This window comes from Terrihabitans soli (assembly GCF_014191545.1).
Classification (GTDB): Bacteria; Pseudomonadota; Alphaproteobacteria; order Rhizobiales; family Methylopilaceae; genus Flaviflagellibacter; species Flaviflagellibacter soli.
The window spans coordinates 1,532,570-1,557,933 of the sequence record NZ_AP023361.1; the positions used below are offsets into that span (position 1 = coordinate 1,532,570).

A 25,364-nucleotide genomic window follows, 5' to 3' on the forward strand; every position below is an offset into this window, starting at 1 on the left:
CCGGCTCACAGCCGGCCTCGTCACCTGGAGTTTATACCCCCAATGGCTTTGACCCCGAAAATAGCTTTTCCCAAGACCTCCCTCCCGTCCGGCGGCACCGCCGTCGTCCTGACCGACAGCCGTCTCGGCTTCTCCGGCAACGCCAAAAAGCTCGTCGGCAAGGTGAAGGGCTTCGACAAAATCGCCAAGGCGGCAAAGTTCGCGGGCAAGGCCGGAACAACGCTCGATCTGGTTGCGCCGGCGGGAATCGATCTCGACCGGCTGATTGTGTTCGGCCTTGGGCGCGGCGAGGGGGATCCGGCGACGGAATGGGTGAAGACGGGCGGCCAGGTGCTGGGGAAGGTCGGCAAGACAGCCAAGGTGACCATCCTTGTCGATGTGCCGCCGGGCCTCGATGACGATCCGACCAACGCGGCGGTCGATATGGCGCTTGGCGCGCGTCTGCGCGCCTACTCCTTCGACCGCTACAAGACCAAGAAGAAGCCCGATGACGAGGACAATGGCGCGGCCAATATTGCCTTCGCCGTTGCCGACGATGCCGCCGCGAAGAAAGCCTGGAAGGCGCACCTTGCTTTGGCCGAGGGCGTCGACATCGCCCGCGATCTCGTCAACGAGCCGTCGAACATTCTCTACCCGGAAGAATTCGCCAAGCGCGCGGCCAAGCTCGTCGATGACGGCGTTCAGGTCGAAATTCTCGACGAAAAGGCGCTGAAGAAACTCGGCATGGGCGCGCTGCTCGGCGTCGGCCAAGGCTCGGAAAAGGAAAGCCGCGTCGTTGTCATGCGCTGGAACGGCGGCCCGAAAACGCAAAAGCCCGTCGCCTTTATCGGCAAGGGCGTGACCTTCGACACCGGCGGTATTTCCATCAAGCCCGCCGGCAGCATGGAAGACATGAAGGGCGATATGGCGGGCGCTGCCTGCGTCACCGGCCTCATGCACACGCTTGCTTCGCGCAAAGCCAAAGTGAACGCGGTCGGCGTCATCGGCCTTGCCGAAAACATGCCGGACGGCAATGCGCAGCGGCCGGGCGACATCGTCACATCCATGTCCGGACAGACGATCGAAATCATCAACACCGATGCCGAAGGACGCCTCGTTCTCGGCGATGTGCTCTGGTACACGCAGGATCGTTTCAAGCCGCAATTCATGGTCAATCTGGCGACTCTGACCGGCGCGATCCTTGTTGCGCTCGGCCAGGAATATGCGGGCCTGTTCTCCAACAACAATGATCTCTCGGATCGTCTCACGGCCTCGGGCGTTGCGACCGGCGAGCGCGTATGGCGCCTGCCGCTCGATCCCGCTTACGACAAGATGATCGACTCGAAATTCGCCGATATGAAAAACACCGGCGGCCGTTTCGGCGGCTCGATTACGGCGGCGCAGTTCCTGCAGCGCTTCGTCAACGGCACGCCCTGGGCGCATCTCGACATCGCCGGCACGGGTATGGGCTCGCTGCAGAACGACATCAACAAGAGCTGGGGTTCGGGCTGGGGCGTGCGACTGCTCGACCGTCTCGTGGCGGACTATTACGAGCAGTAAGCACACATGGCGGAAGTCCTCTTCTACCACCTTCAAAACCAGCCGCTCGAGCGCGTTCTGCCGGTTCTTCTGGGCAAATGCCTCGAGCGCGGCTGGAAGGTCGTCGTGCAGGCGGAAACGCAAGAGCGCGTCAAAGCGCTCGACGATGCGCTGTGGACCTTTGCCGATGAAAGCTTCCTGCCGCACGGCACCGTCGAAGACGGCACGCCGGAAACCCAGCCGATCCTGCTGACGACCACGGATTCAAATCCGAACGCGGCGGAAGTGCGCGTGCTCGTCGAAGGCGCAGCAGGACCCGATCTTGCGGAATATGCTCGTGCGCTCGTTCTGTTCGACGGCGGCAATGACGATGCTCTGGCGCGCGAGCGCGAGCGCTGGAAAGAGCTGAAAGCTGCCGGCCATCAGGTGACCTATTGGCAGCAGGACGATAATGGCCGCTGGGAGAAGAAGGCTTAAGTCTTCTTCTTTTTCTTTCCGGTGTTCAACTCAACCGCCGCTTTGATCAGCGCCTTGAACGCTTTCTCGTTGATCTTGTCGCCCTCGTGCAGATCGATGGCACGGCGCGTATTGCCCTCGAGACTGGCGTTGAACAGGCCCGACGGATCGTCGAGCTTTGCTCCGTTCGCAAAAGTGAGCTTCATCGCGCTCTTATAGGTCTCGCCTGTGCAGATGATGCCGTCATGCTCCCACACGGGAACGCCGCGCCATTTCCATTCTTCGACGACATCCGGATCGGCGGTTTTGATCAGCGCGCGGACTTTAGCCAGTGTCTTGCCGCGCCAGTCGGCAAGTTCCCTGATCCTGCCGTCTATAAGTTTTGCGGGAGACTCGGTTTTCGCCATCTGAGCACTCACAGTTTCTCGCCGGGCAGTCTGCTCGCCTGTTTCACCCAGGACGCGAACTGCTTCTCATCCACGACATCATCCTCATGGATGTCGAGATAGCGGGTATCGGCGCTTTTGGAAGGGCCGGGCGGCACCGGATCAAGCTTCGCGCCGCGAAAGAACGCCACTTTGATATATTTCTCGAAGCAGTGGGCGCTGAGAAACCAGCGGTCTTTCTCCATGCCGTAAAGCGGCGAATTATATTTCACTGCCTTCTGCACATCGGGAATCGTACGAGCGATGAGCTTGTCGAGGCGGCGCCAGACATCGCTTTTCCAGCCCGGCATCGCGTCGATATAGGCTTGCACCGGCTCATCGCCATAGCCCTTGGCGATCTGCGGATTTCCGCCCGAAAGCAGGCTCGGCTTCTTCGGTGTCTTCGCCGCCATTGCGCCAAACTCCGCTGAAGAAACTAGACGGCCGCCTCGGCAGCCGCGAGCCGTTCGCTAGTGTCGATCCAGAGATCTTCCGCTTCGGCCAGAGCCGCTGCAAGCGACATGCGCTGCTTGCTCAACTCCGCCGCTTTAGCGGAGTCGCGTGCATACAGATCAGGATCGGCAAGCTGTTTGTCGAGGCGGGCGATTTCCGGCTCAAGCTTGGCGACGACCTCTTCCACCTGTTTGAGTTTGTGCCGCAGAGCGCTCGGCGAGGCGCGCTTGGTGCGCGACACTTCCTCGGTCGGCTCGGCGGGTTTGCCTTCGGCGTTTGAGCGCGCGGCCTTCAGGACGATCTTGGTATAATCGTCGAGCGTGCCGTCGAACGGCTTCACCGTGCCGTGCTGCACGAGCCAGAGTTCGTCGGCGCACGCGTCCAAAAGATGTCTGTCATGGCTGACAAGAATGACGGCGCCCTCATATTCCGTCAGCGCATCGACGAGCGCGGCGCGGCTATCGATGTCGAGATGGTTGGTCGGCTCGTCGAGGATCAGAAGGTGAGGGGCGTCGAACACGGCAAGCCCCATCGCAAGACGTGCCTTCTCGCCGCCCGATAAGCTCTTCACCGGCACATCGGCGCGCGCGCCGGAGAAACCGATGCGCGCCACGCGGCCGCGCACCTGGGATTCGCCCATCTGGCTCGGCATGCGCTCGCGCACATGCTGATAGGGCGTTTCTTCGAGTTCGAGGCCTTCCAGCGTGTGCTGCGCGAAATAGCCGACCTTCATGCGCGAGGAGGCGTGCATCTCGCCGTCTATCACTTTCAACTCGCCGGCCAGCAGCTTCGACAGTGTGGATTTGCCGTTGCCGTTGGCGCCAAGAAGTCCGATGCGCGCATCGGGCGCGAGCGACAGATTGATCTTTTTCAGAATGACATTGTCGCCATAGCCGACCGAGGCGCGGTCGAGCGCGATGAGCGGCGGCGCGAGTTCCTTCTCGAAAGGCGGGATGTAGAAAGGCGGCACATCGCTTTCGATAGAGACGGAAATCGATTCCATCTTTTCGAGGCGCTTGACGCGCGACTGCGCCTGCGCGGCTTTTGAGGCCTTCGCCTTGAAGCGGTTAATGAAGGCCGTCAGCTTTGCCTTCTCGTCGTCCTGCTTCTTCTTCGCCTTCACATCGAGCGCCAGCTTCTCGCGGCGCTGGCGGTCGAAGCTGGTGAAATTGCCGCGATAGATGACGAGCTTGCCCTGATCGAGATGCAGGATGTGATCGACCGAAGCGTCGAGCAGATCACGGTCATGGCTGATGACGAGAACTGTGCGCGGATAGCGCGCGAGATAATCCTGAAGCCAGAGCGTGCCCTCGAGATCGAGATGGTTGGTCGGCTCGTCGAGCAGAAGAAGATCGGGCTCGGAGAACAGAACGGCGGCGAGCGCAACGCGCATGCGCCAGCCGCCGGAAAACGACGAGCAGGGCCGCGCCTGCGCTTCGGCGTCGAAACCGAGACCGGCGAGAATGCGCGCGGCGCGCGCCGGCGCCGAATGCGCGTCGATATCGGCAAGCCGCATATGGATCTCGCCGATGCGTTCGGGATCGGTCGCGGTCTCTGCTTCTTCGAGCAGCGCCGTGCGCTCGAGATCTGCGGAGAGGACGCGCTCCAGAAGCGAATCCGGACCGGAGGGTGCTTCCTGCGCGACGCGGCCGAAGCGGGCGCCCTTCGGCAGCGCGAGTGAGCCGCCATCGGTGCCGAGATCGCCGGCAATTGCTTTGAAGAAGGTCGTCTTGCCGGTGCCGTTGCGGCCGACAATGCCGACGCGTGCGCCTTCGGGGATCATCACCGAGGCGTTCTCAATAAGTGTGCGGCCCGCAATGCGGAGGGTTAGGTCCGTGACTTGAAGCATGGGCGTCTTTTGGAGCGGGGAGAGTTGAAGATCAACTCATCCCGATGCCCGTCGTCCGCTGAAAAAGGATGAGATCGAGGCTCGGCGCGAAATTGCGGCCCTCGAGCGCGGTCATCAGCGCGTGAATCTGGCCGCGATGATGCGTCTGGTGATTGAAGAAATGGACCAGCGCCGAGCCGAGCGGCTGCGACATCTTCTGGGGATTGGTCACAGTCTGGAAGTGCAGCCCGCGGTCCAGACCCTCCGGCGTCAGCCCGTCGATGAAGCCGGTAATCCGCTGGTCTTCCGCCTCGCGCGCGGCTCGAAGCCCGGCAAGATCGTCGAACAGGATCACGTCCAGTTCCAAGGGCGCATCCGTGCGGGCGCCGAACCGGAAGAGCCAGATCCGGTCTGCAACCAGGATGTGATTGAGGGTCCGATGGACCGAGCCGAAAAAGGCGCCGCGGTCCTCCCGGTAGCGGGAATCTTGCATCTGCACGGCTGCGTCGTACAGCCGCGCATTCGCCCAAGAGTTGTACCCCGCCAGTAGTTTGAACGTCTTATGCATGGGTTATTCAGTTAAAGGGACTGCGAACGACTCGCATTTGTCCGGTTTCTGTTGCGGTACTTCCTATGCCGTGTATAAGCCGCGCCGTCGCGTAAGTATCAATTCTAGGACGAAAAATGGCAGTCGAACGCACCTTCTCGATCATCAAGCCGGACGCAACGCGCCGCAACATCACCGGCAAGATCATCGACCGCATCGAAAGCGCGGGCCTGAAGGTCGTCGCTTCCAAGCGCATCCACATGAGCCGCGCTCAGGCCGAGGAATTCTACGGCGTGCATCGCGAGCGCGGGTTCTTCGGCGAACTCGTCGATTTCATGATTTCCGGCCCGGTCATCGTCCAGGTTCTGGAAGGCGACAATGCGGTTGCAAAATATCGCGACGTCATGGGCGCAACCAATCCGGCGAATGCCGCGCCCGGCACCATCCGCAAGGATTTTGCGGAATCGATCGAAGCCAATTCGGTGCACGGCTCCGACGGCCCCGATACGGCCGCCACCGAGATCAAGTTTTTCTTCAAAGACAATGAGATCGTGGGATGAGCGCACAGCGCTCTAACGCACGGCGGACTTCCACTATCACTGGGAAACATATGCCCGCGGGGTGGGCATAGAACTGGGAGGCTTGAGTTTCATGGAATTCCACTGGGCTGTAGACTTGTCTTCCGCAGCGTTCTGGGTAGCGCTCGGCAAGATCATCTGGATCAACGCACTCCTGTCCGGCGACAACGCCGTCGTCATCGCGCTTGCCTGCCGCGGTCTGCCTGAACATCAGCGCAAGATCGGCATGCTGCTCGGCGCCGGCGCCGCCATCGTCCTGCGTGTGATCTTCACCATCATCATCGCCTATCTGCTCGGCGTGCCGTATCTGACGCTGATCGGCGCGGTCCTGCTCCTTTACATCGCGATCGAACTCGTGATGCCGAAGGATCATGGCGACGAGAGCAAGGTCAAAGCCAGCGACACGCTGATCAAGGCCGTGGCGACCATCGCCGTTGCCGACGTCGTCATGTCGCTCGACAACGTCATCGCCATTGCGGCGGCGGCGGACGGCAACTGGACCCTGATCATCCTGGGTCTTCTGATCTCGGTTCCGATGATCATCGCCGGCTCGGCCATCCTTCTCGCGCTGATCGACAAGTTCCCGATCATCGTGTGGGGCGGCGCGGCAATCCTCGGCTTCGTTGCGGGCGAAATGCTCGTGAAGGACGTCGCGGTGGTCAACTACCTCGGCCAGGAAGCGGCTGAAGCCTATAAATACCCGCTGGGTATCGGCTTCGCGGTCGCGGTCTGCGTGGTGGCGTGGCTTCTGATCAAGGCCAAGGGCCGCAAGGCTGTCGAACAGCACTAAATTGTGTACCGGACCGGCGTTCGCGCCGGTCCCAACATCTTGCAAAGCGGGTTGCCTTCGGGCTACCCGCTTTGTTCGTTTTGGTGCGGGAGAATACTGATGGGTGCGATGAAGGCTTTGGCGGGGCTGGCACTGGGTATCGTCGTTCTGGGGGGAACGGCAGTCGCGGCCGTGCCGCCGACGCGCGATCAGGTGCGAGTCAAGCTTCTGGATCAGTGCGTGCTGTCGCAATCTGGCAAATCGGACAGCCAGGGCGCCGGTCCGAAATGCACCTGCTATGCGGCGAAGATCTCGAAGGCGATGACCGACGAGGAAGTCGCCAAGTTCAAGAAGGGCATTCCCAAGCGTCTGGCGCCCGATGCCCAGACGGCGCTCGCCACCTGCAAATAACGCTGATCAGCCGCGGAAGAAGGTCGCCGTCCCGGGCTGGACGGCGATTTCATCACCTGTGACGCGGACGCGTCCCGATCCGACCAGCGCGAGCGCATGCGGGTAAAGCTTATGCTCCTGCACGAGCACGCGCGCCGCCAGAACATCTTCCGTATCGCCGGCGAGCACGGGAACGGATGCCTGCGCGATGATCGGCCCGTCATCCACCGCCTGCCGCACATAATGCACCGTGCAGCCATGCTCCTTGTCGCCCGCCTCGATGGCGCGCTTGTGCGTGTGCAGGCCCTTATATTTCGGCAGCAGCGAGGGATGAATATTGATCATCCTGTTGTGCCAGGCGCCGATCAGAAACGGCGAAAGCAGCCGCATCCAGCCGGCCAGGCACACGAGCTCAACGCCCGCCTTCTCAAGTTCCGTATGGACGAGCCGTTCGAGCCCTTCGCGATCGTAGAGTTTGTGGTCGAAGGCGAAGGCGGGAATGCCGGCGGCTTTGGCTTTCGCGATACCGCCCGCGGAAAGATTGCTGGCGATGACGCACACGATCTCGGCCGGATAATCTTGCGCGCGCGCCGCCTCGATCAGCGCCGCCATATTCGATCCGCCGCCGGAGATCATGATCGCGGTGCGGATCTTTTTCATCAGAAGTCGAGGCTGAGTGCGCCGGTCGTCTCGACGGCCTGAGTGGCGGAAGGAACGACTTCACCCAAGCGAATGACGCTTTCGCCCGCATCGGTGAAGAGCTTTGCGATCGTGTCGGCATCGGCGGCCGATACGACGGCGATCATGCCGATACCGCAGTTGAAGGTGCGCAGCATTTCCTTTTCCGCGACATTGCCGGTGGCTGCGAGCCAGCGGAACACGCCGGGCGTATCGATGGCATCGAGGTTCAGCTTCACGCCGAGCCCTTCGGGCAGAACGCGCGGAATGTTGTCGGGGAAACCGCCGCCGGTGATATGGGCAAGACCCTTCAGGCCGGCCGTCGCTTTCAGCACTTTCAAAATCGATTTCACATAAATCTTCGTCGGCGCGAGCAGCGCGCGGCCAAGGCTGACGGCCGGCGCGAACGGCGCCGGCGCATCCCAGGCAAGGCCGGACTGTTCGCGAATCTTGCGCACCAGCGAATAGCCGTTCGAGTGCACACCCGAAGAGGCAAGGCCGAGCAGGACATCGCCGGCAGCGATATGGCGTGGCAGCAGCGTGCCACGCTCAGCCGCGCCGACGGCAAAGCCGCCGAGATCGTAATCGCCGTCGGCATACATGCCGGGCATTTCCGCCGTCTCGCCGCCGATCAGCGCGCAGCCGGCTTCGACGCAGCCTGCGGCGATGCCCTTCACGACATCGATCCCGGTCTGTGTCGTCAGTTTTCCGCAGGCAAAGTAGTCGAGGAAGAAGAGGGGCTCGGCGCCCTGAACGACGAGATCGTTGACGCTCATCGCGACGAGATCAATGCCGATCGTGTCGTGAATGCTGGTGTCGATGGCGATCTTCAGCTTGGTGCCGACGCCGTCCGTCGCCGCGACGAGGACAGGATCCTTATAGCCGGTGGCTTTGAGGTCGAAGACGCCGCCGAAGCCGCCGATCTCGGCATCGGCGCCGATGCGGCGTGTGGCGCGCACCAGCGGCTTGATGGCCTCGACCAGGGCATTGCCCGCGTCGATATCGACCCCCGCATCGCGGTAGGTCAGGCCCTTTTTGGCGTCGGACATCTTCTGCTCCGGTTAGGGGCCGGGCTTAGCGCGGCGAGCCTGGGGTTTCAACGGCGGTTAGCGCCACAGGCCGAACTCTTCCCAACGGGATTCAGGGATTTCATTGCCGACGGCATAGCGCAGGCTCTGGGTAGAGAGATGGTCCGGAGCCAGGGTGCAGATGAAGCGCAGGCCGTACCAATGGCCATGATCGCGGAAGGCCCCGCCCGTGGCTGTGAAGATATCGCCGTCCGCCACCGGCTCTTTGAGGGCATCGGCAACGACGCGGTCGACCTGGGAATAGGACGTTTCGGCCGATATCTTCGCCGAAACCGCGATATCGCAGACTTCCATCATCTCCGTGGCGGGTTCGAGCGCCTCGAGCGAACGCTGCATCTTGTCGGCGGCGGCGAGAGCAGGGCCGGCGATCAGGATGAGGGCGAGGCAGAGCGCCGCATGTCGCATGCCGAGTTTTAAACCCCAACCCGGAGCGAGCGGCAACCCTTGCCGCACAACCGGCTTTTCAAATCTTCGCGGGCAGGCTTAGCTGCGCCCGGCATGCCGATAAACCTGCCCAACCTGATTACGGTGCTGCGGCTGTTCGCCGTTCCCATCGTCATCTGGACCATCCTGGCCGGTTATCCGCAGGCAGCGTTCTGGATATTCCTCGCCGCCGGCATCTCCGATGGCATCGACGGCTATCTGGCCCGCCGCTGGAACCAGAGGACCGAGCTCGGCGCCTATCTCGACGCCATCGCCGACAAGGCGCTGCTCGTTTCAATTTTCATCACTTTGGCCATAGTTCAGCTGATCCCGGTCTGGCTCGCCATCGCCGTCGTCTCCCGCGATCTGATGATCGTCGGCGCGGTCATCCTGTCCTGGCTAATGGACCATCCGGTGACGATCAAGCCGCTCTACATTTCCAAGCTGAATACGGTCGCCCAGATCGGCTTTGCGGCCGCCGCGCTCGGCCTTGTCGGCTTCGGGCTTCAGGGCGCCGAATGGCTCCTGATCGGCGGCTATGTGACCGGCATCTTGACCGTCTTGTCCGCGCTGGCCTATCTCGCGGCATGGATGCGCCATATGGGCGAGCCGCGGAGCACCGTATGACGACCCAGTCCGCCATCTCCGTCCAGCGGCAGGCCCTGATCTGGGTCGCGGTCTTCGCGCTCCTCATCGCCATCCTTTGGTTGCTGCACGGAATCCTTCTGCCGTTCGTCGTCGGCTTTGCCGTCGCCTATCTGCTCGATCCTCTGGCCGACCGGCTGGCTCGGCTCGGCATCGGCCGGACTTTGGCTTCGATCCTGATCCTTCTTCTGTTCGTTCTGGTGGTCGTGACCGCGGTTGCCGCGCTCGCGCCTCTGCTCGTCTCGCAGTTCGAAGCCTTCATGGCGAACTTGCCGGGCTATGTGGACCGCATCCAGCAGCTCATCACCGGCCCGGGCCTCGGCTGGCTGCGCCGTCTGATCGGCGACCGGCTGCCGAGCGTGCAGGGTTCGGTCGGCACACTCGTCTCCCAGGGTGCCGCCTGGATCGGCAATTTCCTCACCGGCCTGTGGGCAGGCGGCGCGACGCTGCTCTCCGTCGTCAGCCTGCTTGTCGTTACGCCCGTGGTTGCCTTCTACATGCTGGTCGATTGGGATCGCATGATCACGACCATCGACGGCTGGCTGCCGCGCACGAACCGCGACACGATCCGCAAGTTGGCGCGCGAGATCAATGCAACGATCGCGGGCTTTGTGCGCGGGCAGGCGACGGTGTGCCTTCTGCTCGGCTTGTTCTACGCGGCAGCGCTTTCGCTCGTCGGCCTCAATTTCGGTCTTCTGATCGGCCTCGGCGCCGGCTTCATCGGTTTCATCCCCTATGTCGGCTCGTTCACGGGGCTGCTCGTCGCCGGCGGTGTCGCCCTCGTGCAGTTCTGGCCCGACTATCCGTGGATATTCGCCGTGCTCGGCATCTTCGTCTTCGGCCAGTTCATCGAAGGCAATATCCTGTCGCCCAATCTCGTCGGACGCTCCGTTGGACTGCATCCGGTCTGGCTGATGTTCGCGCTGTTTGCGTTCGGCTCGCTGTTCGGTTTTGTCGGTCTTCTTCTGGCCGTGCCGCTCGCGGCTGCAACCGGCGTGCTGGTGCGCTTTGCGCTCGGCCGCTATCTCGAAAGCCCGCTCTATACGGGCGGCGGGAAGAAGACCCGCAAGGCATGACGCCGCGGCAGCTGACTCTGGCGCTCGATCTGGCAGGCAAGTTCACGGCGGAGGATTTCCTCGTCGCGCCCTCGAACGCGGCCGTACATGCCACGATCGAATCCTGGCCGGACTGGCCCGCAAAGAATTTCCTGATCGTCGGGCCGCCCGGCAGCGGCAAGAGCCATCTGGTCGCCATCTGGGCCGAGCGGGCGGGAGCACCTGTCTACGAGGCGGGCAGCCTCACCGAGGAGCTGGTCGCGGGCCTCGAACCCCAATCGGCGCTCGCGGTCGAAAATATCGATGTGCCGGACTGTTCGGAAAACATCCTCTTCCACCTTTTGAACACCGGACGGGAGCGGGACCTTTCTCTCGTTCTGACCGCCTCCCAGCAGCCGGGCGCCGCCTGGCCGAAACTCCCCGATCTTGCCTCCCGCCTGCGGCAAATGCCGGTGGGCGAATTGCAGCCCCCGGACGACGGCCTCGTCCGTGCGGTTTTGGTAAAACTCTTTGACGACCGGCAACTTGCGGTCGACGCCGAGGTGATTGACTATGTGGCCAAGCGGATGGAGCGCTCGCTCGGTGCGGCACGGGAAACCGTGGCCGCCCTCGACGAGGAGGCTCTGGCGCTTGGCCGGCGCGTCACCAAGCCGGTCGCGGCGGCGGTGCTGGCCCGGCTGACCTCGGACGTCGACTGACCATGGCCGTCGCTCCCCCGTCACAAAAGCGTCGTACATCGCGCCGTGCACAAGCGCAGGATACGAAGACCATGAAAGCCGACGCCGAGGCCGAAACCGTAACCGCACCGAAGCCCAAAAAGGCTCATCCGGTCATCGATGTGCGGCACTCGCCCGAGCGCTTCATCAACCGTGAACTGTCCTGGATCCAGTTCAACCGGCGCGTCATGGAAGAGGCGGGCAATCCCGATCATCCGCTGCTCGAACAGCTGCGCTTCCTGTCGATCTCCGCGAACAATCTCGACGAGTTCTTCATGGTGCGTGTCGCCGGCCTCAAGGGCCAGGTGCGCACGGGCGTCACCGTCGTCTCGCCCGATGGCCTCACGCCGCTCGATCAGCTGCACAAGATCAATGAAGTGGTCGGAGATCTCGCCCGCGACCAGCAGAAGCGCTGGCTTGAACTTCAGCCCGACCTCGCCAAAGCCGGCATCGTCGTCGCAGCCCCCGGCAAGCTGACAAGCGCCGAGCATGCATGGCTGGACGATCATTTCCTGCAATACATTTTCCCGGTTCTGACGCCGCTGGCGATCGATCCGGCGCATCCTTTTCCGTTCATTCCCAATCTCGGCTTCTCGCTCGCGCTTCAATTGATGCGACAGAGCGACGGGCGGCCCCTCAACGCGCTCGTGCGCGTGCCGGCGAAAATCGACCGCTTCATCAAACTGCCGGAGACAGAACCCGGCATTGTGCGCTTCGTCCTGCTCGAAGACACGATCGGCCTTTTCATCAAACGCCTCTTCCCCGGCTATCAGGTGACGGGGCAGGGCGCGTTCCGCGTCATTCGTGACTCGGATATCGAAATCGAAGAAGAAGCCGAAGATCTGGTCCGCTTGTTTGAATCCGCGCTGAAGCAGCGCCGCCGCGGTTCGGTGATCCGTCTCGAAATGCAGACGCAGACACCGGTCGAACTGCGCACATTCGTCTCTGAGGCGCTCGACGTGCACGACGAAGAAATCTTCCTCGTCGACGGTCTTATTGCGTTGAACGAGCTGTCGCAGGTCGTCTCGCTCGACCGGCCGGAGCTGAAATTCATTCCCTATAATGCGCGCTTCCCGGAACGCATCCGCGAACATGGCGGCGATTGTTTTGCCGCGATCAAGCAGAAGGATATCATCGTCCATCATCCGTTCGAGAGCTTCGACGCCGTCGTCCAGTTCCTCAATCAGGCGGCGCGCGATCCGAACGTTGTTGCGATCAAGCAGACGCTCTACCGCACATCCTCCGACAGCCCGATCGTCAAGGCGCTGGCGGAAGCCGCCGAATCCGGGAAGTCCGTCACGGCGCTCGTCGAGCTGAAAGCGCGCTTCGATGAAGAAGCCAATATTCGCTGGGCGCGCGATCTCGAACGCGCCGGCGTGCAGGTCGTCTACGGCTTCCTCGAACTGAAGACGCACTCGAAGCTTTCACTCGTCGTGCGGCGCGAGGCGGGGCAGCTTGTCTCCTATTGCCATGTCGGTACCGGGAACTATCATCCCGTGACGGCGCGTATTTACACCGATCTGTCCTTCTTCACGGCCGATCCCGTCATCGGCCGCGATGTGGCGCGCCTGTTCAATTTCATCACCGGCTATGCCGAGCCCGCCGAGCTTGAAGCCATGGCGGTATCGCCCTTCAGCTTGCGTCGGAAAATCCTTTCCCACATCTCCGCGGAAGTCGCGCATGTGAAAGAGGGCCGTCCGGGCGCGATCTGGATGAAGATGAATTCGCTGGTCGACAGTGTCGTCATCGATGCGCTCTACGATGCGAGCCGCGCCGGCGTCGAAATCGACATCGTCGTCCGCGGCATATGCTGTCTGCGGCCCGGCGTGCCGGGCCTGTCCGAGACCATCCGCGTCAAATCGATTGTCGGTCGCTTTCTGGAGCATTCCCGAATCTATTGTTTCGGCAATGGGAAGGGCCTGCCCAATCCGGAGGCGGCCGTCTATATCGCCTCGGCGGACCTCATGCCGCGCAACCTTGACCGGCGGGTCGAGGCCATGCTGCCCATCCTCAACCCGACTGTGCATGAACAGGTCCTTGACCAGATCATGGTCGCGAATCTGAAGGACAACCAGCAGAGTTGGACGGTCCTGCCGGACGGCACGTCCCGGAGGATCATCCCGGCGGAGGGCGAGGAACCGTTCAACGCCCACCGCTATTTCATGACAAACCCGAGTCTCTCCGGACGTGGCAAATCCGTTAAAAAAAGTTCGCCCCGCCGTCTCGCTAACCGGGGTTGAGATGCTGAAGGGATTGGCCCTCGAAGCCGAGGAAGCCCGCGGCCGTTTACGCAACGGACCGGCGATGGCGGTTATCGATATCGGCTCCAACTCAGTGCGTCTTGTCGTCTATGACGGGCTGCAGCGCTCGCCGACGCCGATCTTCAACGAAAAGGTTCTGTGCGGCCTTGGCCGCGCCGTCGCCACCACGGGCCGTCTGACGGATGGCGCCGTCAACAAGGCGCTCGGTGCGCTGCGCCGCTTCCGTGCGCTCTGCGATGTGATGAAGGTCGAGGATGTGCGCGTCCTAGCGACGGCCGCCGCGCGCGATGCCGCCAATGGCCGCGACTTTCTGAACAATGCGCGCGCCATCTGCCGCGCCGAGATCGAGCTTCTGTCCGGCAAGCGCGAGGCGCATCTGTCGGCGCTCGGCGTCATTTCCGGCATCTTCCAGCCAAATGGGCTTGTCGGCGATCTTGGCGGCGGCAGCCTTGAGCTTGTTCCGGTCAAGGGCACTGAAATCGGCCAGGGCGTCACGCTGCCCCTCGGCGGTCTTGCGCTGCAGGACGTATCTTCCGGCTCGCTGAAAAAGGCCGAGAAGGTCGTCAAGAACGCCATCGGCGATGTGCCGGGGCTGAAAGCGCTTGAAGGCCTCGATTTCTACGCCGTCGGCGGCACCTGGCGTTCGCTGGCGCGTCTGCACATGACGCAGAAGAAATACCCGCTGCGCGTCATGCACGCCTATACGATCCCGGCGAAAGAAGCGCTGACGCTCTGCCGCCGCATTCTGCGTGTCGATGCCGAGACGCTGCCGGGCATTGCCAGCGTTCCGAGCGAGCGCCGTCCGCTGCTCGCCTATGGCGCGCTCGTGCTCGAATACATCATCACGACGATGAAGCCGAAAAATGTCGTGCTCTCGGCGCTCGGCGTGCGCGAGGGGCTTCTCTACGAACTGCTTGACGCGGAGCAGCAGGCCGAAGATCCGCTCATCGCCGCCTCCGCCGAACTCAGCGTTTTGCGTTCGCGTTCGCCCAAACACGGGTTTGAGCTTGTCGACTGGACCGATCGTTTCATGGAAAGCTTCGGCATTCCGGAAAACGCAGGCGATACGCGCCTGCGCCATGCCGCGTGCCATCTTGCCGATATCGGCTGGCGCGCCCATCCCGATTATCGCGGCGAGCAGGGCCTCAACATCATCGCCAATGCGGCCTTTGTCGGCGTCGATCATCCGGGTAGAGCCTATCTCGCTATGGCGATCTATTACCGCCATGAAGGCCTGCGCGAAGACGGCATGGGGCCGGAGCTGAAAAAACTCGCCTCGGAAATCCTCGTCGAACGCGCACGGCTTCTCGGCGCCGCCATGCGCGTCGCCTATCTCGTCTCGGCGTCCATGCCGAACATCCTGCCGCGCACGAGCCTCACCGTCGAAAAGGACAAGCTCGTCCTTCGCCTGCCGGAAGATCTCGCCGATCTTGCCGGCGAGCGGCTTGGCAATCGCGTGCGCCAGATGGCGCGCCTCATCGGCAAGGAGCCGGTCGTCGAGGTGGCGTAGCCTCAACCGCACTGACGTGGCCCTGCGCGTGAATTGAGCGTAAGGCTCCCAAAGGCTGGTTTTCAGCTTTGGGAGTACAATCCATGCGGAATATGTTTGCGGCGCTGAGCATTGCCGCTGTTTCGGTTGTCGTGGCCGCATTTTCCGCATCCGCGCAGTCCGCCCCGGAAAGCCGCTTTGCCGAGGTGAACGGCGTCAAGCTGCACTATCTCATCGCCGGCAAAGGCGACCCGGTGCTGCTTCTCCATGGCTATGCCCAGAACAGCCATATGTGGCTGCCCGCTATTGCCGAGCTTTCCAAAACGCACACCGTCATCGCGCCCGATCTGCGCGGCTTCGGTCAGTCGGACAAACCCGAGACGGGATACGACAAGAAGTCGCTCGCTCAGGACGTTCACGCACTGATGGCCTCGCTCGGCTACGACAAGATCGGCGTTGCCGGTCACGATATCGGTCTGATGGTCGCCTACGCTTACGCCGCGCAATATCCAACTGAGGTGAAGAAGATCGCGCTGATGGACGCCTTTCTTCCGGGTGTCGGCGACTGGACCAAGGTCTGGCTGTTGCGCGATCTCTGGCACTTCCATTTCTACGGTAAGACGCCGCTGGCGCTCGTCGATGGACGCGAGCGTATTTACTTCGAGCATTTCTGGAATGATTTTGCGGCAGACCCGGCGCATTCGGTGTCGGAAGCCGATCGCCAGTTCTACACGGCGGCTTACGCTCAGCCGGGCGCGATGCGGGCCGGTTTTGAAATCTTCCGCAATTTCGAACAAGACTCGAAGGATTTCTCCGAGTTCGCCAAAACCAAACTGCCCATGCCTATGCTGGTTCTCTCGGGCGAGAAAGCCGGCGGCCAGTTCCTGATCGATCAGGGACGTCTCGTCGATGACAATGTCGAAGGCATCATCGTCAAAGGCTCAGGCCATTGGCTGATCGATGAAGCGCCGGAACAGGTGGTCCCGGCGCTCGTGAAGTTTTTCGGCTAACGAATTAGCTCTTCACCTCGACCGCACTGACGCGGCCTTTGCGAAGCCCGAGCGCGATTTCGCCGCGCTTGAGGCCGAGCGCCTTTTCGCCGAACAGTTCGCGCCGCCAGCCGTGCAGCGCCGGCACATCCGCCTCATCGCTCGCGGCGATCTGTTCGAGATCGTCGGTGGTCGCGAGAATTTTCGGCGCGACGCCTTCCTTCTCCGAAATCATCTTCAGAAGAACGCGGAGCAGTTCGACGGTCGCGCCCGCGCCGTTCGGCGGCGGACGGTCGCGTTCGATGCGGGGCAGGGTGGCGGGATCTTTCGCCAAGCCGCGCTTCACAGCAGCAACGATTTCCGTGCCGGCCTTCGAGCGCTCGAAACCATTGGGCAGTCCGCGCAGCGAGCCGAGCGCCTCAACAGTCGCGGGACTGCGCAATGCGATCTCGGCGAGGATCTCGTCCTTGATGATGCGCGAGCGCGGCACATCGCGCGTCTGCGCTTCGTTTTCGCGCCAGGCGGCGATCTCCATCAGCACGCCGATTTCTTTCGGCTTGCGGAGGCGCGCCTTGATGCGCTTCCACGCATCCTCCGGCGCCTGACGATAAGTGTCGGCCGAGGTCAGGATTTCCATTTCCTCGAACACCCAGGCGGCGCGGCCGCGCTTCTCAAGATCTTCGGCAAGACGGCGATAGACCGGACGCAGATGCGTGACGTCCGCCAGCGCATAAGTGATCTGGGCCTCGCTCAAGGGGCGGCGGCTCCAGTCGGTGAAGCGCGAAGACTTGTCGAGCTGGGTGCCGGTAATGCGCTGGACGAGCTGATCGTAGGAAATGCTCTCGCCATAGCCGAGCACCATCGCGGCGATCTGCGTGTCGAAGACCGGATGCGGGATCAGCTTGGCCAGATGCCACATGATTTCGATGTCCTGGCGGCCGGCATGGAAGACCTTCAGCACCTTCTCGTTCGCCATAAGGTCGAAGAGGGGCTTCAGATCGATGCCGGGGGCCAGGGCGTCGACGGCAAAGGCCTCATCGTCATCGGCAAGCTGGATGACGCAGAGTTTCGGCCAGAAGGTCGTTTCGCGGAGGAATTCGGTGTCGACGGTGACAAAATCGGATTTAGCCAGCCGCTGGCAGGCGGCCTTCAAATCCTCAGTACTGGTCAGGATCATGCCCGCCATATAACCGACTCGGGGCCCGCGCACGACCATTGAGGCATATCCAATTTGCCGCGGGCAAGCTGCCGCCTGAGTTGACAAAAGAGGTTTTGGCGTGCGGTTTGTCCGCCCTGTCGACTGTCGCAGCCCATGGCCGCTGACAAAATCGCCCCAATTTAGATTTCTGTAGGGTTTTCAATACGATGCATCGCTACCGCACCCATACCTGCGGCCAGCTCCGTGAGGAGCATATCGGCAAAACCGTGCGGGTTTCCGGCTGGGTGCACCGCATCCGCGACCATGGCGGCGTGCTGTTTATCGATCTGCGCGACCATTACGGCCTGACCCAGTGTGTCGCCGACCCGGATTCGGCCGGCTTCAAGGACGTGGAAAAGGTCCGGTCCGAATGGGTCGTCCGGTTCGAGGGCGAGGTCCGCAAGCGTCCGGCAGGCACCGAGAACACCGATCTGCCGACCGGCCAGATCGAGCTGTTCATCAAGGGCGTCGAAATCCTCGGGCCTTCGGGCGAGCTGCCGCTGCCGGTCTTCGGCGAGCCGGACTATCCGGAAGACGTCCGGCTTCGTTATCGCTTCATCGACTTGCGCCGCGAGACGTTGCACAAGAACATCATGACCCGCACCCGCGTCGTCTCGGCCATGCGCCGCCGGATGACGGAAGCGGGCTTCACCGAATTTGCGACGCCGATCCTGACGGCCTCTTCGCCGGAAGGGGCGCGCGACTTCCTCGTCCCGTCGCGTATTCACGCCGGCAAGTTCTATGCGCTGCCGCAGGCGCCACAGCAGTACAAGCAGCTCCTGATGGTCGCCGGCTTTGACCGCTATTTCCAGATCGCGCCGTGCTTCCGCGACGAAGATCCCCGCGCCGACCGCCTGCCGGGCGAGTTCTACCAGCTCGATCTCGAAATGAGCTTTGTCGAGCAGGAAGACGTATTCTCGACCATGGAGCCGGTGCTGCGCGGCATCTTCGAAGAGTTTGCCGAAGGCAAACCCGTCACCAAGCAGTTCCCGCGCATCCCCTATGCGGAAGCCATGCTGAAATACGGCTCCGACAAGCCGGACCTGCGCAACCCGCTGGTTATCGCCGATGTCAGCGCGTTCTTCACGCGCGAGGACGTGACGTTCAACGCCTTCAAGAATGTCGTTTCCGGCGGCGGCGTGGTGCGCGCCATTCCGGCGCTCGGCGCCGCAACGCAGCCACGCTCGTTCTTCGACAAGCTGAACGATTGGGCGCGCGGCGAAGGCGCGCCGGGCCTCGGCTATATCGTGTTCGACGATGAGAGCGGCGTTCTGACGGGCAAGGGCCCGATCGCCAAGTTCATTCCGGCGGATGTTCTGGCGTCCATCGCCTCGACCGTCGGTATCGGAGCAGGGGACGCGGTCTTCTTCTCGGCGGGTTCGGCGGACAAGGCGGCAAAGCTTGCGGGCCTTGCGCGCGACCGCATCGGCGAAGAACTAAACCTCATCGACAAGGACCGGTTCGAGCTCGCCTGGATCGTCGATTTTCCATTCTACGAATACAATGAGGACGAGAAGAAGATCGACTTCTCGCACAATCCCTTCTCCATGCCGCAGGGCGGTCTTGAAGCGCTGAACGGTCAGGACCCGCTGACCATCAAGGCGTTTCAATACGATGTCGTCTGCAACGGTTATGAGATCGCCTCGGGCGGCATCCGCAATCATCGTCCAGAGACGATGATCAAGGCGTTCGAGCTGGCGGGCTATGGCGAGGATACGGTGGTCGAGCGCTTCGGCGGCATGTACCGCGCGTTCCAGTATGGCGCCCCGCCGCATGGCGGCATGGCGGCCGGTGTCGACCGCGTCGTGATGCTGATCTGCGGCGTCGATAATCTGCGCGAAGTGGCGCTCTTCCCGATGAACCAGCGCGCCGAAGACATCCTGATGGGTGCGCCGGCGGCTGCAACCCCCAAACAGTTGCGCGAACTGCATCTGCGCGTGAATCTACCGGAGCCCAAAGCGGGCTGAACAGACAGCGAAAATGTCCTCGAACCTCACCGACGAACTCCGCAAAGCTGCCCTCGCATTTCATCGCCAGGGCAAACCCGGCAAGCTTGAAATTCAGGCGACCAAGCCGCTCGGCACGCAGCGCGATCTGGCGCTCGCCTATTCGCCCGGCGTTGCCGCCGTCTGCACGGAGATCGCCGAGAATCCGGAAACCGCCTGGGAGCTGACCGCTCGTCAGAACCTTGTCGGCGTGATCTCAAACGGCACCGCCGTTCTCGGTCTCGGTAATATCGGTGCGCTGGCCTCCAAGCCGGTGATGGAAGGCAAGGCCGTCCTCTTCAAGAAATTCGCCGGCATCGATGTGTTCGACATCGAAGTGAACGAGACCAACCCGGACAAGCTGGTCGATGTCGTCGCTGCGCTCGAACCGACCTTCGGCGGTATCAATCTCGAAGACATCAAGGCGCCGGAATGCTTCGAGATCGAAGAGAAGCTGAAAGCGCGCGCCAATATTCCAATCTTTCACGACGATCAGCACGGTACGGCGATCATTGTCGCCGCCGCTATCGTCAATGCGCTCGAGCTTGCCAACAAGAAACTCGACAAGGTGAAGATTGTGACCTCGGGTGCGGGCGCTGCGGCCATCGCCTGCCTCAATCTTCTCGTCTCGATGGGCGCCAAGCGTGAAAACATCTGGGCGACGGACCTCGAAGGCGTGATCTATGAGGGCCGCGAAAAGCTGATGAATCCGTGGAATTCCGCCTATGCGCAGAAGACCACCGCGCGCAAACTCGCCGATGTCATTCCGGGTGCGGACGTATTTCTCGGCGTTTCGGCCGGCAATGTGCTGACGCCGGACATGCTGAAAGGCATGGCGAAGGATCCGCTGATCCTTGCGCTCGCAAATCCCAATCCGGAAATCATGCCCGATCTCGCCCGCGCGACGCGGCCCGACGCGATGATCTGCACCGGGCGTTCGGACTTCCCGAACCAGGTGAACAATGTTCTCTGCTTCCCCTTCATCTTCCGCGGCGCGCTCGATGTGCGCGCCTCGCAGATCAATGAAGAGATGAAGCAGGCGGCGGTGAAAGCCATTGCTGGCCTTGCCCGCGAAGCTTCAAGCGATGTCGTCGCGCGTGCTGTCGGCGTCGATTCGACAGTGGGCTTTGGCCCGGCGAGCCTCATTCCCAATCCGTTCGATCCGCGTCTCATCCTGCGCATCGCGCCGGCGGTTGCCCGCGCCGCGATGGAGAGCGGCGTTGCCCGCGCACCGATCGAAGATTTCGATGCCTATCAGGATCGCCTGACCCGCTTCGTCTATCGCTCCGGCTTTGTCATGAAGCCGGTCTTTGCGGCAGCGCGCGAGAGCCTGAAGCGGGTGATCTACGCCGAAGGCGAAGACGAACGCACGCTGCGCGCCGCGCAGGTTGTCATCGAGGAGGGGCTTGCAAAGCCGATCCTCATCGGCCGTCCGTCCGTCATCGAAACACGCCTCAAGCGCTTCGGCCTGTCGATCAGCCAGGGCAAGCATTTCGATGTCGTGAACCCGGAAGACGATCCACGCTATCGCGATTACGTCGCGCTTTATCTGGAGCGCGCCGGCCGCCGCGGCGTAACGCCCGATCTTGCCCGCACGATCGTCCGCACGGACTCAACAGTCATCGCGGCGCTGTCCGTTCTGCGCGGCGATGCGGATGCGATGATCTGCGGTCTCGAAGGCCGCTATCCCAACCATCTGACGACCATCGACGACGTCATCGGCAAGACCAAGGGCGTCTCGGATTTTTCGGCCTATTCGCTGCTGATCACCAGCCGCGGCGCGCTGTTCATCGGCGATACCTATGTGACGCTCGATCCGACGCCCGAACAGATTGCCGAAAAGGCTCTGCTCGGCGCCGATGTCGTACGCCGCTTCGGTCTCGAGCCGAAGATCGCGCTGCTCAGCCACGCCAATTTCGGCTCGCGCGGCTCGGAATCCTCGCGGCGCATGCGCGCGGCGCTGGATATTCTCCATGCCAAGCATCCGGAGCTCGAAGTCGACGGTGAAATGAACGCCGATCTCGCGCTGTCGGAAGAATTCCGCAATCGCGTGCTGCCGAATTCACGTCTGAAGGGCGAGGCCAATCTTCTGCTGATGCCCGATCTCGATGCTGCGAAGATTTCCTCGCAGCTCGTCGCGGCCATGGACAATTCGCTTCCCGTCGGCCCGATCCTCGTTGGCGCGGCAAAGCCTGCCCAGATCGTCACCTCAACGACGACGGCGCGCGGCCTTGTCAACGTGACGGCAATTGCGGCGATGCAGGCGAACGAAGCGCTCTAAGCGTCAGCTCGCCTTCTGCACGGATTCCTTGAACATGCGCGTCGTGTATTCGACGTCCTGCAAACTCGGCAGGCTTTCCTCGATGCCAAGGTGCTGGACCGAATAGGCCGAGGCCGAGCGTGCAAACGTGAAATGATCGGCCCAGGGCGCGTAAGGGCGGGCAAGCCAGGAATACAGATAGGAGCCGTGGAAGATGTCGCCGGCGCCATTGGTGTCGACGACACGCTCGAACGGCACCGCCAAAGCCGCCATTTCCCGCGGCGCGCCTTTCTCGTCGTACCAGACGACCCCGCGCTCGCCGAGCGTCACCGCGCCGATCTTGCAGCCGCGCGATTTCAGATAATCCAGCATCTCATGCGGTGAGAGCGACATCTGCTCGCACATGCGCTCGGAGACGACCGCCACATCGATATAGCGCAAGAGCTCATCGGTGTTCTCGCGCACGGCGCCGCCGTCGAGCGAGGTCAGGATGCCGCTCTCGCGGCAGAGCTTGGCATAGTGCAAAGCCGCATCCGGCTGATGGCCGTCGAGATGCAGCGCCCGGCAGCCATTGAGGTTGAGAGCCGGGAAGGGGTGGAGATGATCGTCGTCGCGGCAGCGGACAATGGCGCGCTTGCCGTTGTTCGGCATGATGAAGGACAGCGAGGCCTCCTTCACCTTCCGCGAATGCAACGGGATTGAATATTTGGAGGCCATGTCGCGGAACATGCGCGACAGCCAGTCATCGCCCATCGTCGTCAACAGGTCCGGCACGATACCGAGTTTGGCGCAGCAGAAGGCGGCCGTGACGGAATTGCCGCCGAAGGAGACGGCGTAATCGTCGGCCAGTGTCTTTTCATCGCCGGTCGGGAAGTGACCGCAAATGAAGGTCACGTCGATATAGGTATGGCCGATGAACAGCGCCTGCATAGACAGCTCCTTGCCCCAGGCCCCTCCTTTAGGATGAGCCGACCCGTGGTAATACGCAAATCCCGGGCCGCCGGCATTTAGACCCGGTTAACGCCCTTTTGTCTTTATTGTATCGGGCGTTGCTATCGGAAAAACCAGGTGAAGAACCAGAAGCGTCGGTGGAAGGTCGTGCTGCTTGCCGGCGCGGTTGCCTTTGCGCCGCTGATCGGCCTGAACCTCCTGTTATGGGTCCATATCAGCGCCCATGGCCGGGTCGATATCGACGACGCGGCAAAGAGCATGCTGCGGCTGACCGAATCGCGACTCGACGAAGCCATGACCCAGCTCGTCGGCTTCGCCATGAAATCCGATCACAAAGCCTGCAATTCCGAAATAAAACAGGCGCTCGGCCAGGCGATCCTGAAAGCGCCCTTCGTTACCCAGATCAATATCTGGGATCCGCGCGGCAATATGGTCTGTTCGCCGATGGACGCCCAGCGCGTCGTGCGGGACGTTTCCCCGGCAAACGACACGACCAATGCCAATGTGAAATTCACGCTGGTCGACTACGGCTCGGACAAAGGGCCCAAGGCCATCGAGCTCGCCTACCGGTTCGAGGACGGCTGGCGCGTCTCGCTGCTCGTTCCCGACGACCGGCTGATGCCCGCGATTGTCGTCGGACGCATGCAGGCCGATTTCGTCTCGCGGCTTTCGCTCGTCGACGGCAGTTTCGTTGCCGCGCGCCTGTCGCGCAGTTCGATGCCGACCGAGGGCGTGTCCGCCTTCGCCGTCCAATCCGTCTCCGACCGCTACCCGATCACGCTCGCCGTCACGATCCCGTCCGCCTCGCTCTGGGCCAGCTATCGCGAACTCTTCCTGTGGGGAAATGCCGGCGGCGCCGTCCTCGCTTTCATCTCGATCCTCGGCGCGCTTGCCGTGGCGCGGCATACAGAGGGTCCGGTGCGCGCCATTGAGAGCGCCATCCGCCGCGGCGATTTCATCCCCTATTATCAGCCGCTGATGTGCATCCGCACCGGCCGCCTGCTGGGCTGTGAGGCGCTGGTGCGCCGCAAGCGTCCGGGCGGCGGCGTCGACGGGCCGGGGGCTTTCATCCCGATGGTCGAAGCCACCGGGCAGATTTTCGAGATCACCCGCAGCATGATGGCGCATGCGCGCGACGAGCTCGGCCCGGCCTATAATGCAAGGCCGCATCTGAAGGTGTCGTTCAACCTCGTTGCCGATCATTTCAGCAGCCTGAAGATCGTCTCCGACATGAAAGAGATTTTCGAGGGCGCACAGGTCAAGATGGACCAGATCGTTCTCGAAGTGACCGAGCGGCAGCCGCTGCCCAATCTCGGCGAAGCGCGCGTCATCATCGCCAAACTGCAGGAGCTCGGCATCCGCATCGCTCTGGACGATGTCGGTACAGGCCATGGCGGCATGTCGTATCTTCTGAAGCTCGGCGTCGACCAGATGAAGATGGACAAGATGTTCGTCGATGCCATCGGCTCCGACCGCTATTCGACGGCCATCATCGACACGCTGGTCAAGCTCGCGGCGGACCTCAATATCGAGTTCGTCGCGGAGGGCGTCGAGACCTTCGAGCAGATTGCCTATCTCAAGGAACACGGGGTGGACGCCGCGCAGGGCTATGTCTTCGCACCGCCGCTGCCGGGGCCGCTCTACCTTGAATTGATTCAGACCCTGGACCCCATAAAATCGCGCGTGCCCGAGCGCGTGCGGAAAGCCATTCGCGGCGGCGATGTCCAGGCCGCTTGAAATGTCCGGAAAAAGCCGCGATTGATGCCGACAAGGCCAACACCCGAGGGTGTTGAGAATTGAGAGGGAAAGAATGATCCGTATTGCTGCTTTCGGTGCCGCGCTGCTTCTGGCCGGGACCATGAATTCGGCACAGGCCGAAGACGGCGGGCTCATCGGCGGCCTGCTCGGTGCGGGCGCGGGTGCTGTGATCGGCGGGGCCGCGACCGGAAAGGCCGGCGGCGCTGCGGCCGGCGCCATTATCGGCGGCGCGGCGGGCGCCATCATCGGCGATCAGGCGGACCGCTCCGAGCGCCGCCGCGGCCGTTATGCGTCCTATGAAGGCGCCTATTTCTGGTCGAAGGGCAAATGCTACTTCGAATATCCGAACGGACATATCGAGCGGGTGTCCCGCGACAATTGCCGTTACTAAGCCAACAAAAAAGGCGCTCTCCGGAGCGCCTTTTCTTTTACCGCCTGTGCGATCGGATCACGCCGGCGTTTTCGCCTGCAGACGTGGGATCTCGACTTTCGGGCAGCGGTCCATGACGACGGTCAGGCCCGCTTTCTTCGCGGTGTCCGCGGCCTCCTGATTGATGATGCCCATCTGCATCCAGATCACCTGCGGCTTTGTCGAAAGCTTCAGCGCCTCATCGACAATGCCGGGCACGGCATCGGCGGCGCGGAAGATATCGACCATGTCGATCTTCTCGGGGATATCGGCGAGCGCGGCATAGACCTTCTCGCCATTGACCTCCTGGCCGGCAAGGCCGGGATTGACGGGGATCACGCGATAGCCGTGCTGCTGCAGGAACGCGCCGACATAGTTTGACGGGCGTTCGGGATTGTTGCTCGCGCCGACCAGCGCGATGGTGCGCACCTTCTCAAAGATATTGCGGATATCGGAATCCTGAAGGCCGTCGATCGCCATATATGTACATCTCCA

General features: G+C 62.2%; 25 protein-coding genes. 15 read left to right on the forward strand and 10 right to left on the reverse strand.

The genetic code is table 11. From position 1 onward, the window contains the following. Positions 1–42: 42 nt before the first annotated feature. On the forward strand, positions 43–1,539 hold the full coding sequence (locus IZ6_RS08000; protein ID WP_222877456.1) for a leucyl aminopeptidase: 1,497 nt from the start codon (positions 43–45) through the stop codon (positions 1,537–1,539). A gap of 6 nt (positions 1,540–1,545) precedes the next feature. Beyond that, positions 1,546–1,995 carry a DNA polymerase III subunit chi gene (locus IZ6_RS08005; RefSeq protein ID WP_222877457.1) on the forward strand — a complete coding sequence of 150 codons (450 nt, stop codon included), beginning with the start codon at positions 1,546–1,548 and terminating at the stop codon, positions 1,993–1,995. On the opposite strand, the gene IZ6_RS08010 is transcribed toward IZ6_RS08005, so the two are convergent. The 4 genes from IZ6_RS08010 to IZ6_RS08025 are packed head-to-tail and all read right to left on the reverse strand — an operon-like array spanning position 1,992 to position 5,248. After that, complete coding sequence (locus tag IZ6_RS08010; protein ID WP_222877458.1) at positions 1,992–2,381, reverse strand: DUF1801 domain-containing protein; 390 nt, start codon at positions 2,379–2,381, stop codon at positions 1,992–1,994. The genes IZ6_RS08005 and IZ6_RS08010 overlap by 4 nt on opposite strands. 8 nt (positions 2,382–2,389) lie before the next feature. Next, positions 2,390–2,812: a DUF1801 domain-containing protein gene (locus tag IZ6_RS08015; protein ID WP_222877459.1), complete on the reverse strand. Its 423-nt coding sequence runs from the start codon at positions 2,810–2,812 to the stop codon at positions 2,390–2,392. A gap of 23 nt (positions 2,813–2,835) precedes the next feature. Continuing rightward, the gene (locus tag IZ6_RS08020; protein ID WP_222877460.1) at positions 2,836–4,701 is read right to left on the reverse strand and encodes an ABC-F family ATP-binding cassette domain-containing protein; all 1,866 of its coding nucleotides are present in this window, start codon (positions 4,699–4,701) and stop codon (positions 2,836–2,838) included. A 31-nt stretch (positions 4,702–4,732) separates the two neighbouring features. After that, positions 4,733–5,248 (reverse strand): DinB family protein, encoded by a 516-nt coding sequence (locus IZ6_RS08025; RefSeq protein ID WP_222877461.1) that lies wholly within the window; start codon positions 5,246–5,248, stop codon positions 4,733–4,735. A gap of 116 nt (positions 5,249–5,364) precedes the next feature. Here IZ6_RS08025 and ndk point away from each other — a divergent pair, with 116 nt between their 5' ends. The 3 genes from ndk (at position 5,365) to IZ6_RS08040 (ending at position 6,985) form a co-directional block, all read left to right on the forward strand. Beyond that, positions 5,365–5,787 (forward strand): nucleoside-diphosphate kinase, encoded by a 423-nt coding sequence (gene ndk / locus IZ6_RS08030; RefSeq protein ID WP_222877462.1) that lies wholly within the window; start codon positions 5,365–5,367, stop codon positions 5,785–5,787. A 91-nt stretch (positions 5,788–5,878) separates the two neighbouring features. After that, on the forward strand, positions 5,879–6,595 hold the full coding sequence (locus IZ6_RS08035; protein ID WP_222877463.1) for a TerC family protein: 717 nt from the start codon (positions 5,879–5,881) through the stop codon (positions 6,593–6,595). Between the two features lie 99 nt (positions 6,596–6,694). Beyond that, positions 6,695–6,985 (forward strand): hypothetical protein, encoded by a 291-nt coding sequence (locus IZ6_RS08040; protein WP_222877464.1) that lies wholly within the window; start codon positions 6,695–6,697, stop codon positions 6,983–6,985. Positions 6,986–6,991: 6 nt separating this feature from the next. On the opposite strand, the gene purN is transcribed toward IZ6_RS08040, so the two are convergent. From purN to IZ6_RS08055, 3 genes are read right to left on the reverse strand one after another with little or no spacing between them, the layout of a single operon-like run. Continuing rightward, a complete protein-coding gene (gene purN / locus IZ6_RS08045; protein WP_222877465.1) occupies positions 6,992–7,624 on the reverse strand; it encodes a phosphoribosylglycinamide formyltransferase in 633 nt (210 codons plus the stop codon). After that, entirely contained in the window at positions 7,624–8,691 is a 1,068-nt protein-coding gene (gene purM / locus IZ6_RS08050) for a phosphoribosylformylglycinamidine cyclo-ligase (protein WP_222877466.1), read from the reverse strand. The genes purN and purM overlap by 1 nt, the downstream gene beginning before the upstream one ends. A gap of 57 nt (positions 8,692–8,748) precedes the next feature. Then, the gene (locus IZ6_RS08055) at positions 8,749–9,135 is read right to left on the reverse strand and encodes a DUF930 domain-containing protein (RefSeq protein WP_222877467.1); all 387 of its coding nucleotides are present in this window, start codon (positions 9,133–9,135) and stop codon (positions 8,749–8,751) included. A 93-nt stretch (positions 9,136–9,228) separates the two neighbouring features. On the opposite strand from IZ6_RS08055, the gene IZ6_RS08060 reads away from it, so the two are divergent. From IZ6_RS08060 to IZ6_RS08085, 6 genes are all read left to right on the forward strand, one after another. After that, positions 9,229–9,780 carry a CDP-alcohol phosphatidyltransferase family protein gene (locus IZ6_RS08060; RefSeq protein WP_222877468.1) on the forward strand — a complete coding sequence of 184 codons (552 nt, stop codon included), beginning with the start codon at positions 9,229–9,231 and terminating at the stop codon, positions 9,778–9,780. After that, positions 9,777–10,874, forward strand: coding sequence for an AI-2E family transporter (locus IZ6_RS08065; RefSeq protein ID WP_225874041.1), 1,098 nt, complete (start codon positions 9,777–9,779; stop codon positions 10,872–10,874). Before IZ6_RS08060 ends, IZ6_RS08065 begins: the two co-directional genes overlap by 4 nt. Further along, positions 10,871–11,551 carry an HdaA/DnaA family protein gene (locus IZ6_RS08070; protein WP_222877469.1) on the forward strand — a complete coding sequence of 227 codons (681 nt, stop codon included), beginning with the start codon at positions 10,871–10,873 and terminating at the stop codon, positions 11,549–11,551. The genes IZ6_RS08065 and IZ6_RS08070 overlap by 4 nt, the downstream gene beginning before the upstream one ends. A gap of 2 nt (positions 11,552–11,553) precedes the next feature. Beyond that, complete coding sequence (locus IZ6_RS08075; RefSeq protein WP_222877470.1) at positions 11,554–13,809, forward strand: RNA degradosome polyphosphate kinase; 2,256 nt, start codon at positions 11,554–11,556, stop codon at positions 13,807–13,809. 1 nt (position 13,810) lies between these two features. Beyond that, positions 13,811–15,340, forward strand: a complete 1,530-nt coding sequence (gene ppx / locus IZ6_RS08080; protein ID WP_225874042.1) for an exopolyphosphatase — start codon at positions 13,811–13,813, stop codon at positions 15,338–15,340. Positions 15,341–15,423: 83 nt separating this feature from the next. Next, entirely contained in the window at positions 15,424–16,329 is a 906-nt protein-coding gene (locus IZ6_RS08085) for an alpha/beta fold hydrolase (protein ID WP_222877471.1), read from the forward strand. A 4-nt stretch (positions 16,330–16,333) separates the two neighbouring features. Here the strand turns inward: IZ6_RS08085 and rnd are convergent, their stop codons facing one another. Then, a complete protein-coding gene (rnd, locus tag IZ6_RS08090; RefSeq protein WP_222877582.1) occupies positions 16,334–17,485 on the reverse strand; it encodes a ribonuclease D in 1,152 nt (383 codons plus the stop codon). Positions 17,486–17,673: 188 nt separating this feature from the next. Here rnd and aspS point away from each other — a divergent pair, with 188 nt between their 5' ends. Together aspS and IZ6_RS08100 are read left to right on the forward strand one after the other, a co-directional pair. Further along, positions 17,674–19,473: an aspartate--tRNA ligase gene (aspS, locus tag IZ6_RS08095; RefSeq protein WP_222877472.1), complete on the forward strand. Its 1,800-nt coding sequence runs from the start codon at positions 17,674–17,676 to the stop codon at positions 19,471–19,473. A 13-nt stretch (positions 19,474–19,486) separates the two neighbouring features. Beyond that, a complete protein-coding gene (locus IZ6_RS08100; protein WP_222877473.1) occupies positions 19,487–21,772 on the forward strand; it encodes an NADP-dependent malic enzyme in 2,286 nt (761 codons plus the stop codon). A 3-nt stretch (positions 21,773–21,775) separates the two neighbouring features. Here the strand turns inward: IZ6_RS08100 and IZ6_RS08105 are convergent, their stop codons facing one another. Further along, positions 21,776–22,681, reverse strand: coding sequence for a sugar kinase (locus tag IZ6_RS08105; protein WP_222877474.1), 906 nt, complete (start codon positions 22,679–22,681; stop codon positions 21,776–21,778). A gap of 138 nt (positions 22,682–22,819) precedes the next feature. On the opposite strand from IZ6_RS08105, the gene IZ6_RS08110 reads away from it, so the two are divergent. Both IZ6_RS08110 and IZ6_RS08115 read left to right on the forward strand, forming a co-directional pair. After that, positions 22,820–24,439 carry an EAL domain-containing protein gene (locus tag IZ6_RS08110; RefSeq protein ID WP_222877475.1) on the forward strand — a complete coding sequence of 540 codons (1,620 nt, stop codon included), beginning with the start codon at positions 22,820–22,822 and terminating at the stop codon, positions 24,437–24,439. Between the two features lie 73 nt (positions 24,440–24,512). Next, positions 24,513–24,851, forward strand: coding sequence for a glycine zipper domain-containing protein (locus IZ6_RS08115; protein ID WP_222877476.1), 339 nt, complete (start codon positions 24,513–24,515; stop codon positions 24,849–24,851). A 57-nt stretch (positions 24,852–24,908) separates the two neighbouring features. Here the strand turns inward: IZ6_RS08115 and IZ6_RS08120 are convergent, their stop codons facing one another. Continuing rightward, complete coding sequence (locus tag IZ6_RS08120) at positions 24,909–25,349, reverse strand: CoA-binding protein (protein ID WP_222874573.1); 441 nt, start codon at positions 25,347–25,349, stop codon at positions 24,909–24,911. Positions 25,350–25,364: the final 15 nt, after the last annotated feature.

Excerpts from the sequence above, each read along its gene's own strand:
- IZ6_RS08060 (WP_222877468.1), top strand. The coding sequence starts at position 9,229 with ATGCCGATAAACCTGCCCAACCTGATTACGGTGCTGCGGCTGTTCGCC.
- ppx (WP_225874042.1), top strand. The coding sequence starts at position 13,811 with ATGCTGAAGGGATTGGCCCTCGAAGCCGAGGAAGCCCGCGGCCGTTTA.
- IZ6_RS08035 (WP_222877463.1), top strand. The coding sequence starts at position 5,879 with ATGGAATTCCACTGGGCTGTAGACTTGTCTTCCGCAGCGTTCTGGGTA.
- IZ6_RS08100 (WP_222877473.1), top strand. The coding sequence starts at position 19,487 with ATGTCCTCGAACCTCACCGACGAACTCCGCAAAGCTGCCCTCGCATTT.
- IZ6_RS08115 (WP_222877476.1), top strand. The coding sequence starts at position 24,513 with ATGATCCGTATTGCTGCTTTCGGTGCCGCGCTGCTTCTGGCCGGGACC.
- purM (WP_222877466.1), bottom strand. The coding sequence starts at position 8,691 with ATGTCCGACGCCAAAAAGGGCCTGACCTACCGCGATGCGGGGGTCGAT.
- IZ6_RS08015 (WP_222877459.1), bottom strand. The coding sequence starts at position 2,812 with ATGGCGGCGAAGACACCGAAGAAGCCGAGCCTGCTTTCGGGCGGAAAT.
- IZ6_RS08010 (WP_222877458.1), bottom strand. The coding sequence starts at position 2,381 with ATGGCGAAAACCGAGTCTCCCGCAAAACTTATAGACGGCAGGATCAGG.
- purN (WP_222877465.1), bottom strand. The coding sequence starts at position 7,624 with ATGAAAAAGATCCGCACCGCGATCATGATCTCCGGCGGCGGATCGAAT.
- ndk (WP_222877462.1), top strand. The coding sequence starts at position 5,365 with ATGGCAGTCGAACGCACCTTCTCGATCATCAAGCCGGACGCAACGCGC.
- IZ6_RS08085 (WP_222877471.1), top strand. The coding sequence starts at position 15,424 with ATGCGGAATATGTTTGCGGCGCTGAGCATTGCCGCTGTTTCGGTTGTC.
- IZ6_RS08040 (WP_222877464.1), top strand. The coding sequence starts at position 6,695 with ATGGGTGCGATGAAGGCTTTGGCGGGGCTGGCACTGGGTATCGTCGTT.
- rnd (WP_222877582.1), bottom strand. The coding sequence starts at position 17,485 with ATGATCCTGACCAGTACTGAGGATTTGAAGGCCGCCTGCCAGCGGCTG.
- IZ6_RS08000 (WP_222877456.1), top strand. The coding sequence starts at position 43 with ATGGCTTTGACCCCGAAAATAGCTTTTCCCAAGACCTCCCTCCCGTCC.
- aspS (WP_222877472.1), top strand. The coding sequence starts at position 17,674 with ATGCATCGCTACCGCACCCATACCTGCGGCCAGCTCCGTGAGGAGCAT.
- IZ6_RS08065 (WP_225874041.1), top strand. The coding sequence starts at position 9,777 with ATGACGACCCAGTCCGCCATCTCCGTCCAGCGGCAGGCCCTGATCTGG.
- IZ6_RS08005 (WP_222877457.1), top strand. The coding sequence starts at position 1,546 with ATGGCGGAAGTCCTCTTCTACCACCTTCAAAACCAGCCGCTCGAGCGC.
- IZ6_RS08020 (WP_222877460.1), bottom strand. The coding sequence starts at position 4,701 with ATGCTTCAAGTCACGGACCTAACCCTCCGCATTGCGGGCCGCACACTT.
- IZ6_RS08070 (WP_222877469.1), top strand. The coding sequence starts at position 10,871 with ATGACGCCGCGGCAGCTGACTCTGGCGCTCGATCTGGCAGGCAAGTTC.
- IZ6_RS08025 (WP_222877461.1), bottom strand. The coding sequence starts at position 5,248 with ATGCATAAGACGTTCAAACTACTGGCGGGGTACAACTCTTGGGCGAAT.
- IZ6_RS08105 (WP_222877474.1), bottom strand. The coding sequence starts at position 22,681 with ATGCAGGCGCTGTTCATCGGCCATACCTATATCGACGTGACCTTCATT.
- IZ6_RS08120 (WP_222874573.1), bottom strand. The coding sequence starts at position 25,349 with ATGGCGATCGACGGCCTTCAGGATTCCGATATCCGCAATATCTTTGAG.
- IZ6_RS08055 (WP_222877467.1), bottom strand. The coding sequence starts at position 9,135 with ATGCGACATGCGGCGCTCTGCCTCGCCCTCATCCTGATCGCCGGCCCT.
- IZ6_RS08075 (WP_222877470.1), top strand. The coding sequence starts at position 11,554 with ATGGCCGTCGCTCCCCCGTCACAAAAGCGTCGTACATCGCGCCGTGCA.